Consider the following 15,032-nt stretch of genomic DNA (forward strand, 5'->3'; position numbering starts at 1 on the left):
CGGCTTCCGGCGCGCTTCCTCCCTTGCTTCGCGTCAGTGTGCGGCTAGCCGCGCATTCGGTCTCGACTGTGCGGCTATGCGCACACTCGGCCGGCCAACGCGTCGCGAACACGCCTGACGACCTCGGCCGGGCGGTCACCGGCGACCACTCGCACAACGATCCAGCCACGCCGCTGCAATATCTCTGATCTACGGAGATCCCACCTGTACTGGTGTCGATCGCTGCGGTGTTGCTCGCCGTCATACTCGACCGCGACTTTGACGTCCTCCCAGCCCATATCCAAATATGCAATGGCGCTGCCGAATTCGTTGACAACTGGAATCTGAGTCTGTGGCCTGGGCAAGCCCGCTTGGATCAGCACGAGGCGTAGCCAGGACTCTTTCGGTGACTGCGCGCCGGCATCGAATAGGTCCACCGCTTCACGCGCTCGCGCGATCCCTCGCCGTCCAGCATATCTGCGAGCCAGCAGCTCAACATCAGCCGCTTTGACGTTAGTGGCGCGGGCAAGCGCGTCGATAGCTGCCACGGCGGTCGTGATGGGATACCAGCAGCCCAAATCCAGGGCCGTTCTGGTCGGCGAAGTAACCGGCATGGCCGCAACCGTCTCTATCTCGTCGGCCTCGATACGGTCTCGATGTGTTTGGATTCCAGGTGGACTCCGCCGATTATCGTGAATCAACTCCACTGCCTGGAAGTCGTTCGCCCAATTACTGCCATGTAGAGCTGCGGCGGAAAACCCCGCGACAACACCTCGGCGTCCGGTCCAAAGCCACCCTGCTTTCGCACGTAAAGCGGCATCAACTTCAATATCACGTTCCGTATATACATCGGGAAACAGACGGCGACACCGGGTAGCCAGTTGGGTCTTAGTCCAGACGCCCGCGGCTATGGCCTCGCTGCCGATGAATGGCTCCCGCACGAAGGCAGCGTCGCAGAGAGCACTCAGCTCGTCACTTCGGCTATCCACACTCGCCGAGTGTGCGGCTGGCCGCACTCCGACGCGCGAATGTGCGGCTGGCCGCGCATTCGCGAAAAAGGCGGAAAAGGCGGGGGAAGGAGACCTAGCCGAGGATGAGGCCCGAGGTGGGCACGCCCGTACCCGCGGTGACGAGCACGTGCTCGACGTCGGGCACCGGATTCACCGAGGTGCCCCGCAGCTGCCGCACACCCTCGGCGATGCCGTTCATGCCGTGGATGTAGGCCTCGCCGAGTTGGCCACCATGGGTGTTGATGGGCAGCCGGCCGCCGATCTCGATCGCCCCGTCGGCGATGAAGTCCTTGGCCTCTCCGCGACCGCAGAATCCCAACTCCTCCAACTGAATCAGCGTGAACGGAGTGAAGTGGTCATACAGCACGGCGGTCTGGATGTCGCTCGGTTTGAGCCCCGACTGCGCCCACAACTGCTGACCGACGACCCCCATCTCCGGCAGGCCGAGCTCGGGCCGGTAGTAGCTGACCATCGTGTACTGGTCGGGGCTGGAGCCCTGCGCCGCCGCCTCGATGATCGCCGGCCGCTGCTTGAGGTCCTTTGCCCGCTCGGGCGACGTCACCACGATCGCCACCGCTCCGTCGGTCTCCTGGCAGCAGTCCAGCAGCCGCAGCGGCTCGGCGATCCACCGCGAATTCTGGTGGTCCTCAATGGTTATCGGCTTCTCGTAGAAGTAGGCCTTCGGGTTCTTGGCCGCGTGCTTGCGGTCGGCCACCGAGATCGCGCCGAAGTCCCGGCTGGTCGCCCCGGACAGGTGCATGTAGCGCTGGGCGATCATCGCGACCTGTGCGGCGGGCGTGGACAGCCCGTGCGGGTAGGAGAACGAGTTGTCCGCCGCCGTCGAATCAGCCTGCACGCCGGCGTTTCCCACCAATCGGGTCTGCACCTGACCGAACCGCATGCCGGATCGCTCGTTGAACGCCCGGTACGCGACGACGACGTCGGCCACGCCGGTGGCCACGGCGAGCGCCGCCTGCTGAACGGTCGCGCAGGCGGCGCCGCCGCCGTAACCGATCTGCGAGAAGAACTTCAGATCACCGATGCCGACCGCGCGTGCCACAGCGGTCTCGTTGTTGGTGTCCATCGTGAAGGTGGTCAACCCGTCGACATCGGACGGGCTCAGCCCGGCGTCGTCCAGGGCATCCAGGACCGCCTCGGCGGCCAACCGCAGCTCGCTGCGGCCGGAGTCCTTGGAGAAGTCGGTAGCGCCGATCCCGACGATCGCGGCTCGGCCGTTCAATAAGCCCGCTGACATCTATGCGCCCCCGATCGTCAGCGTCACGTTCGCGATGACGTGATCGCCAAGGCTGTTGCGGCCAAACACCTTCAGCGTGATCAGGCCGTCGTCGACGGCCGTCACCTCACCGGAGAACGTCACGGTGTCGTAGGCGTACCACGGCACACCCAGGCGCAGGCCGATCGACTTGATCAGCGCCGTCGGGCCCGCCCAGTCGGTGACGTAGCGCTGCACCAGCCCGGTGTCGGTGAGGATGTTGACGAAGATGTCCTTGGAACCCTTGGCCTGCGCCAGGTCCCGGTCGTGGTGCACGTCCTGAAAGTCCCTGGTGGCCAGGGCCGTCGAGATGATGAACGTCGGCGTGCCATGCAGCTTGAGTTCGGGCAGGGTGGTGCCCACTTCGACAACGGGTGCGCTCATGCTTCGTCTCCCATGGGCTCCCAGGCGTAGAGGCTCCACTCGGGCCCGGATTCACCGGCCGGGAAGTCGATATAGGTTGCGCGGACCGGCATTCCGATCTTGACCTCGGCGTGGTCGACGTTGCGCAGCTCGCCGAGCATCCGGACGCCCTCTTCCAGTTCGACCAGTGCGATCACGAACGGCAGCGTGCGCCCGGGCACCTTCGGTGCGTGGTGCACCACGTAGCTGAACACCGTGCCGCGGCCGCTGGCGACCGCGAAATCGATCGGCTCGGCCTTGTCCTGCCACACCGCGGGCACCGGCGGGTGCTGCAGGGCGCCGTCGGGGAGGCGCTGGATACGCAGCTCGTGCGCCGCCACACCCTCCCAGAAGAAGGCGGTGTCGCGTGAGACCGCCGGACGCATCATGGCGTCGGCGTCCAGGTCCTGAGGGACCGATGCGGTCGCGCCGGAATCCTCGCGGGGCCTGAATTTCAGGATCCGCCAGGCCATCTCGGCGACATCCTCGTCGCCGACCCGCCACGTGATGTGCTGGTTGATGAACCAGCCCTCGCCGAGCCCGGTCTGCTTGGGGCCGACCACGTCGCGCATCTCGGACACGACGGTGACCTGCTCGCCGGGACGCAGATACCGGTGGTAGGTCTGCTCGCAGTTGGTGGCGACCACGCCGATGTAGCCGGCCTCGTCGAACAGCTGCATGATCGGGCCCATGGGGTCGTCGGTCGGGCGTTCCCCGCCCAGGCCGAACATCGTCCACACCTGAATCATGGCCGGCGGGGCGACAATTCCGGGATGACCGGCGGCCCTGGCCGCGGCCTCGTCGACGTAGATCGGGTTGCGGTCGCCCAGCGCCTCGACCCAGTTGTTGATCGTCGGCTGGTTCACCGGATCCCGGGCCTCGCGCGGTGCAGCGACGACGGTGGCGGTGATCTCCGCAACCGCTTCCTTGATATCGGTCATCGAGGCACCCTCGGCACTTTGAGTCCGGCCGCGGCGATCATCTCGCGCATCACCTCGTTCACGCCGCCCCCGAAGGTGATGACCAGGTTGCGCTTGGTCTGGGAGTCCAGCCAGTTGAGCAGGTCGGCGGTGTCCGAGTCGGCGGGGTTACCGTACTTGCCGACGATTTCCTCGGCGAGCCGGCCGATGTACTGAATCTTCTCGGTACCAAAGACTTTGGTCGACGCCGCGTCGGCGACGTTGATGTCCTCCCCGGCGGCGGCCACCTGCCAGTTGAGCAGCTCGTTGATCCGCCACATCGCGTGAATCTCGCCGAGCGCGCGCTTGACGTCGGCGTGGTCGATCGGGGTGACCCCGTCACTTCCCGGCTTGGACGCCCAGGCGTGCACCCGGTCGTAGATGCCCGCGGTACGCCCGGCCGGGCCGAGCATGACGCGTTCGTTGTTGAGCTGGGTGGTGATCAGCCGCCACCCGCCGTTCTCCTCGCCGACCAGCATGTCGGCGGGCACCCGCACGTCGTTGTAATACGTGGCGTTGGTGTGGTGGGCGCCGTCGGACAGGATGATCGGCGTCCAGGAGTAACCGGGATCCTTGGTGTCGACGATCAGGATCGAAATGCCCTTGTGTTTCACGGCTTCGGGGTCCGTGCGGCAGGCCAGCCAGATGTAGTCGGCGTCGTGGGCTCCGGTGGTGAAGACCTTCTGCCCGTTGACGATGTACTCGTCGCCGTGACGCACGGCGGTGGTCCGCAGCGACGCCAGGTCCGTACCGGCCTCGGGCTCGGTGTAGCCGATCGCGAAGTGCACCTCGCCGGCGAGGATCGCCGGCAGGAACTTCTTCTTCTGCATCTCGCTGCCGAACTGCTGCAGGGTCGGACCGACCGTCTGCAGCGTGACCGCGGGCAGCGGCACGTCGGCGCGATGCGCCTCGTTGACGAAGATCGACTGCTCGATCGGGCCGAAACCCAAGCCGCCGAATTCCTTTGGCCACCCGACGCCGAGCTTGCCGTCCTGGCCCATCCGGCGGATCACCGCGCGGTAGGCCTCGTTGTGACGGTCCTGCTCCATCGCCTTCATCTCGTCGGACGAGATCAGGTTCGAGAAGTATTCCCGCAATTCCGCCTGCAGCTGGCGCTGCTCCGGGGTCAGGTCTATGAACATTGCGCTCCCACCAGATCGAGACGATGAGAAGGACCGCCCAGCAACCGGGTCAGGTCCTTGATCGTGGAGTAGTACCGGTGCATCGGATAGGTGATGTCCATGCCCATGCCGCCGTGCAGGTGATGGCAGAGCTGCATCACCGGCGGCGCCTGTGAGGTGACCCAATACCCCAGGACATCGAGGTCGTCGTCGGCATCCCGCCCCTCCGACAGCCGCCACACGACCGATTTCGCCACCAAATCGATGGTGCGCGAGGCGATGTAGACCTCGGCGAGCTGTGCGGCCACGGTCTGGAAGGTCGACAGCGGCTTGCCGAATTGCTTGCGGTTGGCCACGTAGTCGGCGGTCAGCCGCAGCGCCCCGGCCACCAGCCCGTCGGCGTAGGCGCCGATGGAAGCCAGCACCAGCTGGTTGACGCGCTGCGCGGTGGCGCCGGCCAAGACGTCGGCGTCCTCGACGGCGACATCGGTGAACGTGACCGTGTACTCGTCGGAGTCGTTCGAGGTCGGCGTCTGGACCACCTCGACGCCGCCGGCCTTCGGCGACACCACGACCACCGCGCTGTCGGAGGTGACGATCATCCAATCCGCTTGTCCGGCATAGCCGACGCCGACCTTGGTGCCCGACAGCCGGCCGCCCGCGAACGTGGTCGACGGCCGGTCCGGCAACGCGGCGCCGGGCTCGTTGAGCGCCGCGGTCAGCACGCCGCCCTTGGCGACGCCCGCCAAAAACCGTTCCTGCTGGTCCTCGGACGCCAGGTCAACCAGGGGGAGCACACCGAAACCCAGGGTGGCCAGGGCCGGCGTGATCGCGCCGTGGCGACCGATCTCCGTCAGCACGGTCGCGACCTCGGGCAATCCCACCCCGTCACCGCCGAGGCGCTCGGGCACCGGCAGCGCCGTCACGCCGCCGTTGACCAAAGCCTCCCAACTCAATTCGCGCTCGAACACCGACGTCACGACGTCGGCGACCGCCTGTTGTGTCGCGGTGAGATCGAAATCCATCGTGGCTTCGGCCGCCATATCAGTGCGCCACCGGGCACTTGCCGGTGTAGTCGACCTGCCAGTGCTTGATGCCGTTGAGCCACCCCGACCGCAGCCGCTCGGGCGCGGAGATCGGCTTGAGGTCCGGCATGTGGTCGGCCACGGCGTTGAAGATCAGGCTGATCGTCATCCGGGCCAGGTTGGCGCCGATGCAGTAGTGGGCACCGGTGCCGCCAAAGCCCACGTGCGGGTTGGGGTTTCGCATGATGTTGAAGCTGTGCGGGTCCTCGAAGACCTCTTCGTCGAAGTTGGCCGAACGGTAGAACATCACGACCCGCTGGCCCTTCTTGATCTGCACTCCGGACAGCTCGTAGTCCTCCAGCGCGGTCCGCTGGAACGCCGTGACCGGCGTTGCCCACCGGACGATTTCGTCGGGCGCGGTGTCCGGGCGCTCCTTCTTGAACAGCTCCCACTGGTCGGGGTTGTCCGCGAACGCGATCATGCCGTGCGTGATCGAGTTCCGGGTGGTTTCGTTGCCCGCGACGGCCAGCATGACCACGAAGAACCCGAATTCGTCGTCGGAGAGCTTCTCGCCGTCGATGTCGGCCTGGATCAGCTGGGTGACGATGTCGTCGCCGGGGTTCTTGGCGCGCTCCTCGGCCATCTTCATCGCGTACATGATCAGCTCGGCCGAGGACATCGCGGGATCGATGTGCGCGTACTCGGGGTCTTCGTTGCCGGTCATCTCGTTGGACCAGCGGAAGATCTTGTCCCGATCCTCCTGCGGAACACCCAGCAGACCCGCGATGGCCTGCAGCGGCAGCTCACAGGAGACCTGCTCGACGAAGTCGCCGGAGCCCGACGAGGCGGCCGTCTTCGCGATGTTTTGCGCGCGGGCGTCCAACTCGTCGCGCAGCCGTCCGATGGCCCGCGGGGTGAAGCCGCGCGAGATGATCTTGCGCAGCCGCGTGTGGTGCGGGGCGTCCATGTTGAGCATGACGTTGCGCTGCAGGTCGATCTGCTCGCGCGTCATCTCCTGCGGCCACACCGGGATGGCGCAGTCCTGCTGAGACGAGAAGATGTCACTGCGCACAGAGATCTCCTTGACGTCCTTGTGCTTGGTGATGGCCCAATAGCCTTTGTCGCCAAAACCGCCCGTGCCGCCCGGGACGTCTACCCAGAAGATCGGCTCGGACTTGCGCACTTCGGCCAACTCCGCGACCGGGAGGCCTTTGACACTGACGTCCGGATCGAGAAAATCAAACCCGGGCGGAAGATTCGGACTGGGCACGCTACTTCTCCTAACTACAGTCCTCGATGACTTGCGATCCCAGGACACTAGTTGTCCTAGTGATGCTCTGGTGCCAGTAAAACATGCCTCCACCGCAGACAAAAGGCGGCGACGCATCCTCGCTTGTCATAGTAATGAAACGTGTTCTAGCCTGGCGTCATGGGTAACCCGGTAATCGTCGAAGCCACTCGCAGCCCGATCGGCAAGCGCAATGGATGGTTGTCAGGGCTGCACGCCACCGAGCTGTTGGGTGCGGTGCAGAAGGCGCTGGTCGAGAAGGCAGGCATCGACGCCGGCGACGTCGAACAGGTCATCGGCGGCTGCGTCACGCAGTACGGCGAACAGTCCAACAACATCAGCCGGGTCAGCTGGCTGGTGGCCGGTCTGCCCGAGCACGTCGGCGCCATGACCGTGGACTGCCAGTGCGGCAGCGGCCAGCAGGCCAACGGCCTGGTCGCCGGGCTGATCGCCGCCGGCGCCATCGACATCGGTATCGCGTGTGGCATCGAGGCCATGAGCCGCGTCGGCCTCGGCGCCAACGCGGGCCCCGACCGCAGCATCCTGCGGCCCGCGTCGTGGGACATCGACCTGCCCGACCAGTTCACCGCCGCCGAGCGGATCGCCAAGCGGCGCGGCATCTCCCGCGAGGAGATCGACGAGTTCGGCTTCAACTCGCAGGCCAGGGCCAAGCAGGCCTGGGACGAGGGCCGCTTCGACCGTGAGATCTCCCCGATCGAGGCCCCGGCGCTCGACGAGAACAAGCAGCCGACGTCGGAGCGCGTCACCATCTCCCGCGACCAGGGCCTGCGCGAGACGACCCTGTCGGGTCTGAGCGCGCTGAAGCCGGTCCTCGAAGGCGGGATCCACACGGCGGGAACGTCGTCGCAGATCTCCGACGGCGCGGCGGCCGTGCTGTGGATGGACGAGGACAAGGCCAAGGCTTTGGGCCTGCGGCCGCGCGCCCGCATCGTCAGCCAGGCGCTGGTCGGCGCCGAGCCCTACTACCACCTCGACGGACCGGTGCAGTCGACGGCCAAGGTGCTGGAGAAGGCCGGCATGAAGATGGGGGACATCGACCTCGTCGAGATCAACGAGGCGTTCGCCTCGGTGGTGTTGTCCTGGGCGCGGGTGCACGAGCCGGACATGGCCAGGGTCAACGTCAACGGCGGCGCCATCGCGCTCGGCCACCCGGTCGGGTCGACCGGCAGCCGGCTGATCACCACCGCGCTGCACGAATTGGAGCGCACCGACCAGACCACCGCATTGATCACGATGTGCGCGGGCGGCGCCCTGTCCACCGGCACCATCATCGAGCGCATCTAGTTCCCCCTTGCTCGTCTCCGAAGAGAGCCGCATCGCCGCGGCGCAGTCCTATATCGACGCGCTGGTCAGCCATGACGGCGACACCGTCCCGTTCGCGGCCGGCTGCACCCGCATCGAGCAGGGCATCAAGAACGGGTTCTCCGGAAATCACCTGCGGCGCAGCCTGAATCGCGGGCCGCAGTATCGGTTGCTGGCGCACACGACGACGCCGGAGTACCGCATCGACGGCGACGACGTGCACGCCGCGTACCAGGTGCTGACCAAGGCGGCGTTGGGCGGGCGTCGGCTCGCGGCGCACGTCACCGAGACCTTCGTCATTCCGGCCGAAAGCGCAAGCGGGAAAGCCGAAATCCACCACATCAAGGTTCGCTTCCACCCCTTCATCCAGCGTTAGGGACGTCGAGGAACATCATGCCGAAACCGAAGCCACGCGCACTGAACTCACCCTGGGTCGCCTTCATCATCAAGTGGATGGCCAAGGGCAACGCATGGATATACCGACGCAGCAATGGAAAATTCGGCGGCACTTTCCAGAAGGCCCCCGTCGCGCTGCTCACCACGACGGGACGCAAGACCGGCGAACCGCGGGTGAGCCCGCTGCTTTACCTGCGCGAGGGCGATCGGGTGGTACTGGTCGCATCGAAGGGCGGCAGCGACAAGCACCCGCTGTGGTACCTCAACCTCAAGGCCAATCCCAAAGTGTCCGTGCAGATCAAGGACGAGGTGCTTCACCTGCAGGCCCGCGACGCCACCGAGGCGGAACGGGCCGAGTACTGGCCGAAGTTGGACGCCATGTATCCCTCGTTCGACGATTACCGGTCCTGGACCGATCGGGTGATCCCGGTCGTCATCTGCGACCCCTAGAGTTTCAAATCGCCCGGATGGGGAACCATCCTGGGCAAGATGTCCGACCGTCGCTGGATCCGCAACTCGCGCCCGATTGCGCTGCTGCTCAAGTACTTCGCGCGCCTGCACATCTGGGTGTACCGTCGAACCAACGGCAGGATCGGCGCGAAATTGCTGCGATTCCCGGCGGCGCTGCTGACCACGACCGGACGCAAGTCCAACCGGCCGCGGACCACCGCGACGCTCTACCTGCGCGACGGTGAACGGGTGATTTTGCCCGCGTCGTTCGGCGGCCGCGACGAAGACCCGGTGTGGTATCTGAACCTTCGGGAGAATCCCGAGGTGCGGGTGCAGATCCGGGCTCAGCGCCTGGAATTGATCGCGCGCGACGCGACCGACGCCGAGCGCGAACGCTATTGGCCGCCGCTGATGCGGATGTACCCGCCCTACCGCAAGTACCGCGAAGCCGCCGACCGGGTCATCCCGCTCGTGGTGTGCGAACCCCCTCGGCGAGCGTGCACCGACGGCGAAGAATCGGCGAAATCATCGCCGTGAGTGCACGTTCGGCGCGGGCGCCGCGTCAGGCGCCGTAGACCGGGACCGGCGGGCGCGCCTTGGCGAGCAGGTCGGCGACGACGCGTCCCAGCTCCGCGGGATCCCACCGCGCCCCCTTGTCGATCTCCGGCCCGTGCGCCCAGCCCTCGGCGACGCGAATCTTGCCGCCCTCGACCTCGAACACCTTGCCGGTCACGTCGCGCGATTCGGCGCTACCCAGCCAAACCACCAGGGGGGAAATGTTTTCCGGGGCCATCGCGTCGAAATCCTGATCCTGGGTGGACATCATCTCGGCGAAGACGGTCTCGGTCATGCGGGTGCGCGCCGAGGGAGCGATGGCGTTGACGGTGACGCCGTAGCGGCCCATCTCGGCCGCGCCGACGAGCGTCATCGCCGCGATGCCCGCCTTGGCGGCGCTGTAGTTGCCCTGCCCGACACTGCCCTGCAGGCCGGCGCCCGAGCTCGTGTTGATGATCCGCGCGTCAACGGTTTTGCCCTCTTTGGACAACCCACGCCAATACGACGCGGCGTGCCGCATCGTGGCGAAGTGGCCCTTGAGGTGCACGGCGACGACGGCGTCGAACTCCTCCTCGCTGGTGTTGGCCATCATCCTGTCGCGCACGATGCCGGCGTTGTTCACCAAAACGTCCAGGCCGCCGAATGTTTCGACGGCGGTCCGAATCAGTTCGGCAGCCTGGTCCCAGTCGGCGACGTTGGAACCATTGGCGACGGCTTCGCCCCCGGCGGCGATGATCTCGTCGACCACCCCCTGGGCGGCGCTGCCGCCGCCCGCCGGTGAACCGTCCAGGCCCACCCCGATGTCGTTGACCACCACCCGCGCACCCTCGGCGGCGAAGGCCAGCGCGTGCGCGCGACCGATACCCCCGCCGGCTCCGGTGACGATGACGACGCGGCCGTCAACCACTCCCATAGTTGTTTTCTCCTCTACTTGATCGCGTTCGCGTTCGTGGTGGCCAGGTAGTGCGGGGGCTCGCCGCCGCCGTGCACCTCTAGCGAGGCGCCGCTGATGTAGGAGGCCGCGTCCGAGGCCAGAAACGCCGCGGCCCAGCCGATGTCGTCCGGTTTGGCCAGCCGGCCGAGCGGCACGTTCTTCGAGATCGCGGCGATCGATTCTGCGTCGCCGTAGAACAGTTCCGATTGTTCGGTCTCCACCATGCCGACCACACAGGCGTTGACCCGGACCTTGGGTCCCCATTCCACGGCCAAGGTCTGGGTGAGGCTCTCCAGCCCCGCCTTGGCCGCCCCGTACGCGCCGGTACCCGGGGAGGGTCGACGCCCCGACAGGCTGCAGATGTTGATGATCGACCCGCCGCGCGGCTGGGCTTGCATCTTGTCGTTCGCGTGCTGCGAAACAGACAGCGCGCCAATGAGATTGAGCTCGATGATCTTGCGGTTGAACTTGGCGCTGGACTCCGCGGTCAGCACGTAGGGCGATCCCCCGGCGTTGTTGACGACGACATCGAGGCCCCCGTGCCGGTCCGCGACGGTGTCGATCAATTCACTGACCGCGTCGTCATCGCGGACGTCGCAGGAGTGGAACTCATAGGGCGATCCCTCGACCGGCCGTCGCGCGCAGGTGACGACGGTGGCGCCCTGCGCGGCGAAAACCGCGCTGATTCCGGCGCCCACCCCGCGAACGCCGCCGGTGACGAGAACCACCCGCCCGGCCAGCCCCAAGTTCATGGCTTCTGCAAACGGGGGGCATGCTTCGGCGCGAGTCACTGTGCTAGCGTACCAAGCAAGTGCTTGCTTAGGTAGTTACCCCACAAGGAAGTGGCACCTTGACCATCACATCCACAACCACCGAACCGGGCATCGTCGCGGTTACCGTCGACTACCCGCCCGTCAACGCCATCCCGTCGCGCGGCTGGTTCGAACTGGCCGACGCCGTCACCGCGGCCGGCCAGGACCCGCAAACCCACGTCGTCATCCTGCGGGCCGAGGGCCGCGGCTTCAACGCCGGGGTCGACATCAAGGAGATGCAGCGCACCGAGGGATTCACCGCGCTGATCGACGCCAACCGCGGCTGCTTCGCCGCGTTCCGCGCCGTCTATGAGTGCGCGGTGCCCGTCGTCGCGGCCGTGAACGGATTCTGCGTCGGCGGCGGCATCGGCCTGGTCGGCAACTCCGACGTCATCGTCGCCTCCGAGGACGCCACCTTCGGGCTCCCCGAGGTGGAGCGCGGCGCGCTCGGCGCGGCCACCCACCTGTCCCGGCTGGTGCCCCAGCACCTGATGCGACGGCTGTTCTTCACCGCCGCCACCGTCGACGCCGCCACCCTGCACCACTTCGGTTCGGTGCACGAGATCGTGCCGCGGGATCAGCTGGACGAGGCCGCATTGCGGGTCGCGCGCGACATCGCCGCCAAGGACACCCGGGTCATCCGGGCGGCCAAGGAGGCACTGAACCTCATCGACGTGCAACGCGTCAACTCGAGTTACCGGATGGAGCAAGGCTTTACGTTCGAGCTCAATCTCGCCGGGGTGGCCGACGAGCACCGCGACGCGTTCGCCGGCACGACGAAGGGCAAGGACGCGTGAGCGACAAGAGAACCACCCTCGACGAGGCCGTCGCGCAGGTGCGCAGCGGCATGACCATCGGCATCGGCGGATGGGGATCTCGGCGCAAGCCAATGGCATTCGTGCGCGCCCTGCTGCGCACCGATGTCACCGACCTGACCGTGGTCACCTACGGCGGGCCCGACCTGGGGCTGCTGTGCTCGGCCGGCAAGGTGAAGCGCGTCTACTACGGGTTCGTCTCGCTGGACTCCCCGCCGTTCTACGACCCGTGGTTCGCCAAGGCCCGGGCGGCCGGGGCGATCGAGGCCCGCGAAATGGACGAGGGCATGCTGCGCTGCGGGTTACAGGCCGCCGCGCAACGCCTGCCGTTCCTGCCGATCCGGGCCGGGCTGGGCAGTTCGGTGCCCGACTTCTGGGAGGGTGAACTGCAGACCGTCACTTCGCCGTACCCCACGGACGGCGGCCACGAAACGCTGATCGCCATGCCCGCGCTGCGCCTGGACGCCGCATTCGTCCACCTCAACCTCGGCGACAGCCGGGGCAACGCCGCCTACACCGGGATCGACCCCTACTTCGACGATCTGTTCCTGATGGCCGCCGACAGGCGCCACCTGTCGGTCGAGCGCATCGTATCCACCGACGAACTGATCAAGGCGGTGCCGCCGCAGGCGCTGCTGGTCAACCGGATGATGGTCGACAGCGTCGTGGAGGCGCCCAACGGTGCCCACTTCACCACCGCCGCACCGGATTACGGGCGCGACGAGAAGTTCCAGCGGCACTACGCCGAGGCGGCGTCGACCGACGAGGGCTGGCAGAAGTTCACCCAGACCTACCTGTCGGGCACCGAAGACGACTACCAGGCGGCGGTTCGCGCATTCGCAGAGGAGGCCTGAAAGTGAGCAGCACCCGCGCCGAAGTGTGCGCAGTCGCCTGTGCCGAATTGTTCAGGGACGCGGGCGAGATCATGGTCAGCCCGATGACCAACATGGCCTCCGTCGGGGCGCGGCTAGCCCGCTTGACCTTCTCCCCCGATATCTTGCTGACCGACGGCGAGGCCCAACTGCTGGCCGACACCCCGGCGCTCGGCGCGACCGGTACCGTCGAGGGCTGGATGCCGTTCGGCCGGGTGTTCGAGACGCTGGCCTGGGGGCGCCGCCACGTGGTGATGGGCGCCAATCAGGTTGACCGGTTTGGCAATCAGAACATCTCGGCGTTCGGCCCGTTGCAGCAACCCAAACGCCAGATGTTCGGCGTGCGCGGCGCCCCGGGCAACGCCATCAACCACGCGACCAGCTATTGGGTGGGCAACCATTCCAAGCGGGTGTTCAGCGAGAAGGTGGACGTGGTCTGCGGGATCGGTTGGGACAACGTCGATGCCGACAATCCGGCGTTTCGGTTCGCCAACACCTACCGGGTCGTGTCGAACCTCGGCGTCTTCGACTTCGGCGGGCCCGACCGGACCATGCGGGCGCTGAGCCTGCACCCAGGGGTCTCGCCGGACGAGGTCCGCGAGGCCACCTCGTTCGAGATCCATGGGCTCGAGGACGCCGAGGAGACCCGGCTGCCCACCGCGGACGAACTGCGCCTCATCCGCGAAACGATCGATCCGAAGTCGTTGCGCGACCGAGAGATACGTTGATGACCAGGTTGCGCACGCCGCTGACCGAGCTGGTCGGTGTCGAGCACCCGGTGGTGCAAACCGGGATGGGCTGGGTGGCCGGGGCGCGCCTGGTGTCGGCCACCGCGAACGCGGGCGGGCTGGGCATTTTGGCGTCGGCCACCATGACGCTGGACGAATTGGCGACGGCCATCGCCAAGGTCAAGGCCGCCACGGACAAGCCGTTCGGCGTGAACATCCGCGCCGACGCGGCCGATGCCGGCGACCGGGTCGATCTGATGATCCGCGAAGGCGTCAAGGTGGCGTCCTTTGCCCTGGCGCCCAAGCAGGAGCTCATCGCCCGGCTCAAAGAGGCCGGCGCGGTGGTGATTCCGTCGATCGGCGCGGCCAAGCACGCCCGCAAGGTCGCCGGGTGGGGTGCGGACGCGATGATCGTGCAGGGCGGCGAGGGTGGCGGGCACACCGGTCCCGTCGCCACCACGCTGCTGCTGCCCTCGGTGCTGGACGCCGTGCGAGGCACCGGCATTCCCGTCATCGCCGCGGGCGGATTCTTCGACGGGCGCGGCTTGGCGGCCGCCCTGAGCTACGGCGCCGCCGGTGTCGCGATGGGCACGCGTTTCCTGCTGACCTCGGATTCGACCGTGCCCGACGCGGTCAAGCGGCGCTACCTGGAGGCGGCGCTGGACGGCACCGTCGTCACCACCCGCGTCGACGGCATGCCGCACCGGGTCCTGCGCACCGGCCTGGTCGAGAAGCTGGAAAACGGTTCGCCGGTGCGGGGTCTGACCGCCGCGGTGCGCAACGCGGCCAAGTTCAAGCACATGTCACGGATGACGTGGCGGTCGATGATCAGCGACGGCCTGGCGATGCGGCACGGCAAGGAGCTGACCTGGTCGCAGGTCGTCATGGCGGCCAACACCCCGATGCTGTTGAAAGCCGGTCTGGTGGACGGCAATACGGAGGCCGGGGTGCTGGCCTCCGGGCAGGTGGCGGGCATCCTCGAGGATCTGCCGTCGTGCGCCGAGCTGATCGATTCGATCGTGCGGGACGCCATCGAGCACCTGCGGGCGGCATCCGCCCTGGTGCACGAGTAGCCACGCGCCGCTTGTGA

17 protein-coding genes are annotated in these 15,032 nt (G+C 67.0%); 8 read left to right on the top strand and 9 right to left on the bottom strand.

Features of this window, described 5'->3' with window-relative positions; translation table 11 throughout:
* Positions 1-74: 74 nt before the first annotated feature.
* The 7 genes from QGN30_RS25495 to QGN30_RS25525 all read right to left on the bottom strand — a co-directional run bounded on the left by QGN30_RS25495 (position 75) and on the right by QGN30_RS25525 (position 7,039).
* Positions 75-920, bottom strand: coding sequence for a DUF559 domain-containing protein (locus QGN30_RS25495; RefSeq protein ID WP_029385379.1), 846 nt, complete (start codon positions 918-920; stop codon positions 75-77).
* 142 nt (positions 921-1,062) lie between these two features.
* The gene (locus QGN30_RS25500; protein ID WP_036397586.1) at positions 1,063-2,244 is read right to left on the bottom strand and encodes a lipid-transfer protein; all 1,182 of its coding nucleotides are present in this window, start codon (positions 2,242-2,244) and stop codon (positions 1,063-1,065) included.
* Entirely contained in the window at positions 2,245-2,646 is a 402-nt protein-coding gene (locus tag QGN30_RS25505) for a MaoC family dehydratase (protein ID WP_008263666.1), read from the bottom strand.
* On the bottom strand, positions 2,643-3,605 hold the full coding sequence (locus QGN30_RS25510; RefSeq protein ID WP_009956909.1) for a bifunctional MaoC family dehydratase N-terminal/OB-fold nucleic acid binding domain-containing protein: 963 nt from the start codon (positions 3,603-3,605) through the stop codon (positions 2,643-2,645). The genes QGN30_RS25505 and QGN30_RS25510 overlap by 4 nt, the downstream gene beginning before the upstream one ends.
* A complete protein-coding gene (fadE29, locus tag QGN30_RS25515) occupies positions 3,602-4,765 on the bottom strand; it encodes an acyl-CoA dehydrogenase FadE29 (RefSeq protein WP_009956911.1) in 1,164 nt (387 codons plus the stop codon). The genes QGN30_RS25510 and fadE29 overlap by 4 nt, the downstream gene beginning before the upstream one ends.
* Complete coding sequence (locus QGN30_RS25520) at positions 4,756-5,769, bottom strand: acyl-CoA dehydrogenase family protein (protein ID WP_248923643.1); 1,014 nt, start codon at positions 5,767-5,769, stop codon at positions 4,756-4,758. Before QGN30_RS25520 ends, fadE29 begins: the two co-directional genes overlap by 10 nt.
* A 19-nt stretch (positions 5,770-5,788) precedes the next feature.
* On the bottom strand, positions 5,789-7,039 hold the full coding sequence (locus tag QGN30_RS25525) for a cytochrome P450 (RefSeq protein WP_009956913.1): 1,251 nt from the start codon (positions 7,037-7,039) through the stop codon (positions 5,789-5,791).
* Between the two features lie 159 nt (positions 7,040-7,198).
* On the opposite strand from QGN30_RS25525, the gene QGN30_RS25530 reads away from it, so the two are divergent.
* The 4 genes from QGN30_RS25530 to QGN30_RS25545 are packed head-to-tail and all read left to right on the top strand — an operon-like array spanning position 7,199 to position 9,763.
* Positions 7,199-8,362, top strand: a complete 1,164-nt coding sequence (locus tag QGN30_RS25530) for a steroid 3-ketoacyl-CoA thiolase (protein WP_038534905.1) — start codon at positions 7,199-7,201, stop codon at positions 8,360-8,362.
* A gap of 7 nt (positions 8,363-8,369) precedes the next feature.
* The gene (locus QGN30_RS25535; protein ID WP_009956914.1) at positions 8,370-8,756 is read left to right on the top strand and encodes a hypothetical protein; all 387 of its coding nucleotides are present in this window, start codon (positions 8,370-8,372) and stop codon (positions 8,754-8,756) included.
* Positions 8,757-8,773: 17 nt separating this feature from the next.
* Entirely contained in the window at positions 8,774-9,226 is a 453-nt protein-coding gene (locus tag QGN30_RS25540; RefSeq protein ID WP_008263646.1) for a nitroreductase family deazaflavin-dependent oxidoreductase, read from the top strand.
* Positions 9,227-9,265: 39 nt separating this feature from the next.
* Entirely contained in the window at positions 9,266-9,763 is a 498-nt protein-coding gene (locus QGN30_RS25545; protein ID WP_248923360.1) for a nitroreductase family deazaflavin-dependent oxidoreductase, read from the top strand.
* 25 nt (positions 9,764-9,788) lie between these two features.
* On the opposite strand, the gene QGN30_RS25550 is transcribed toward QGN30_RS25545, so the two are convergent.
* Together QGN30_RS25550 and QGN30_RS25555 are read right to left on the bottom strand one after the other, a co-directional pair.
* Entirely contained in the window at positions 9,789-10,694 is a 906-nt protein-coding gene (locus QGN30_RS25550; RefSeq protein ID WP_008263643.1) for an SDR family oxidoreductase, read from the bottom strand.
* Between the two features lie 14 nt (positions 10,695-10,708).
* The gene (locus QGN30_RS25555; protein ID WP_162832313.1) at positions 10,709-11,506 is read right to left on the bottom strand and encodes an SDR family oxidoreductase; all 798 of its coding nucleotides are present in this window, start codon (positions 11,504-11,506) and stop codon (positions 10,709-10,711) included.
* A 59-nt stretch (positions 11,507-11,565) separates the two neighbouring features.
* On the opposite strand from QGN30_RS25555, the gene echA20 reads away from it, so the two are divergent.
* The 4 genes from echA20 to ipdC are packed head-to-tail and all read left to right on the top strand — an operon-like array spanning position 11,566 to position 15,015.
* Positions 11,566-12,324: a (7aS)-7a-methyl-1,5-dioxo-2,3,5,6,7,7a-hexahydro-1H-indene-carboxyl-CoA hydrolase gene (echA20, locus tag QGN30_RS25560; protein ID WP_014379018.1), complete on the top strand. Its 759-nt coding sequence runs from the start codon at positions 11,566-11,568 to the stop codon at positions 12,322-12,324.
* On the top strand, positions 12,321-13,196 hold the full coding sequence (gene ipdA / locus QGN30_RS25565; RefSeq protein ID WP_014379017.1) for a cholesterol ring-cleaving hydrolase subunit IpdA: 876 nt from the start codon (positions 12,321-12,323) through the stop codon (positions 13,194-13,196). The genes echA20 and ipdA overlap by 4 nt, the downstream gene beginning before the upstream one ends.
* A 2-nt stretch (positions 13,197-13,198) precedes the next feature.
* Entirely contained in the window at positions 13,199-13,942 is a 744-nt protein-coding gene (gene ipdB / locus QGN30_RS25570; RefSeq protein ID WP_014379016.1) for a cholesterol ring-cleaving hydrolase subunit IpdB, read from the top strand.
* Positions 13,942-15,015, top strand: a complete 1,074-nt coding sequence (ipdC, locus tag QGN30_RS25575) for a (3aS,4S,5R,7aS)-5-hydroxy-7a-methyl-1-oxo-octahydro-1H-indene-4-carboxyl-CoA dehydrogenase (protein WP_008263630.1) — start codon at positions 13,942-13,944, stop codon at positions 15,013-15,015. Before ipdB ends, ipdC begins: the two co-directional genes overlap by 1 nt.
* Positions 15,016-15,032 lie beyond the last annotated feature (17 nt).

Source organism: Mycobacterium sp. 3-98, from assembly GCF_035918355.1.
GTDB classification, from domain to species: domain Bacteria; phylum Actinomycetota; class Actinomycetes; order Mycobacteriales; family Mycobacteriaceae; genus Mycobacterium; species Mycobacterium intracellulare.

Bases quoted from the DNA above. Each gene is read 5' to 3' on its own strand.
- QGN30_RS25500 (WP_036397586.1), bottom strand. From the start codon at position 2,244: ATGTCAGCGGGCTTATTGAACGGCCGAGCCGCGATCGTCGGGATCGGC.
- QGN30_RS25505 (WP_008263666.1), bottom strand. From the start codon at position 2,646: ATGAGCGCACCCGTTGTCGAAGTGGGCACCACCCTGCCCGAACTCAAG.
- QGN30_RS25510 (WP_009956909.1), bottom strand. From the start codon at position 3,605: ATGACCGATATCAAGGAAGCGGTTGCGGAGATCACCGCCACCGTCGTC.
- fadE29 (WP_009956911.1), bottom strand. From the start codon at position 4,765: ATGTTCATAGACCTGACCCCGGAGCAGCGCCAGCTGCAGGCGGAATTG.
- QGN30_RS25520 (WP_248923643.1), bottom strand. From the start codon at position 5,769: ATGGATTTCGATCTCACCGCGACACAACAGGCGGTCGCCGACGTCGTG.
- QGN30_RS25530 (WP_038534905.1), top strand. From the start codon at position 7,199: ATGGGTAACCCGGTAATCGTCGAAGCCACTCGCAGCCCGATCGGCAAG.
- QGN30_RS25540 (WP_008263646.1), top strand. From the start codon at position 8,774: ATGCCGAAACCGAAGCCACGCGCACTGAACTCACCCTGGGTCGCCTTC.
- QGN30_RS25545 (WP_248923360.1), top strand. From the start codon at position 9,266: ATGTCCGACCGTCGCTGGATCCGCAACTCGCGCCCGATTGCGCTGCTG.
- QGN30_RS25550 (WP_008263643.1), bottom strand. From the start codon at position 10,694: ATGGGAGTGGTTGACGGCCGCGTCGTCATCGTCACCGGAGCCGGCGGG.
- ipdC (WP_008263630.1), top strand. From the start codon at position 13,942: ATGACCAGGTTGCGCACGCCGCTGACCGAGCTGGTCGGTGTCGAGCAC.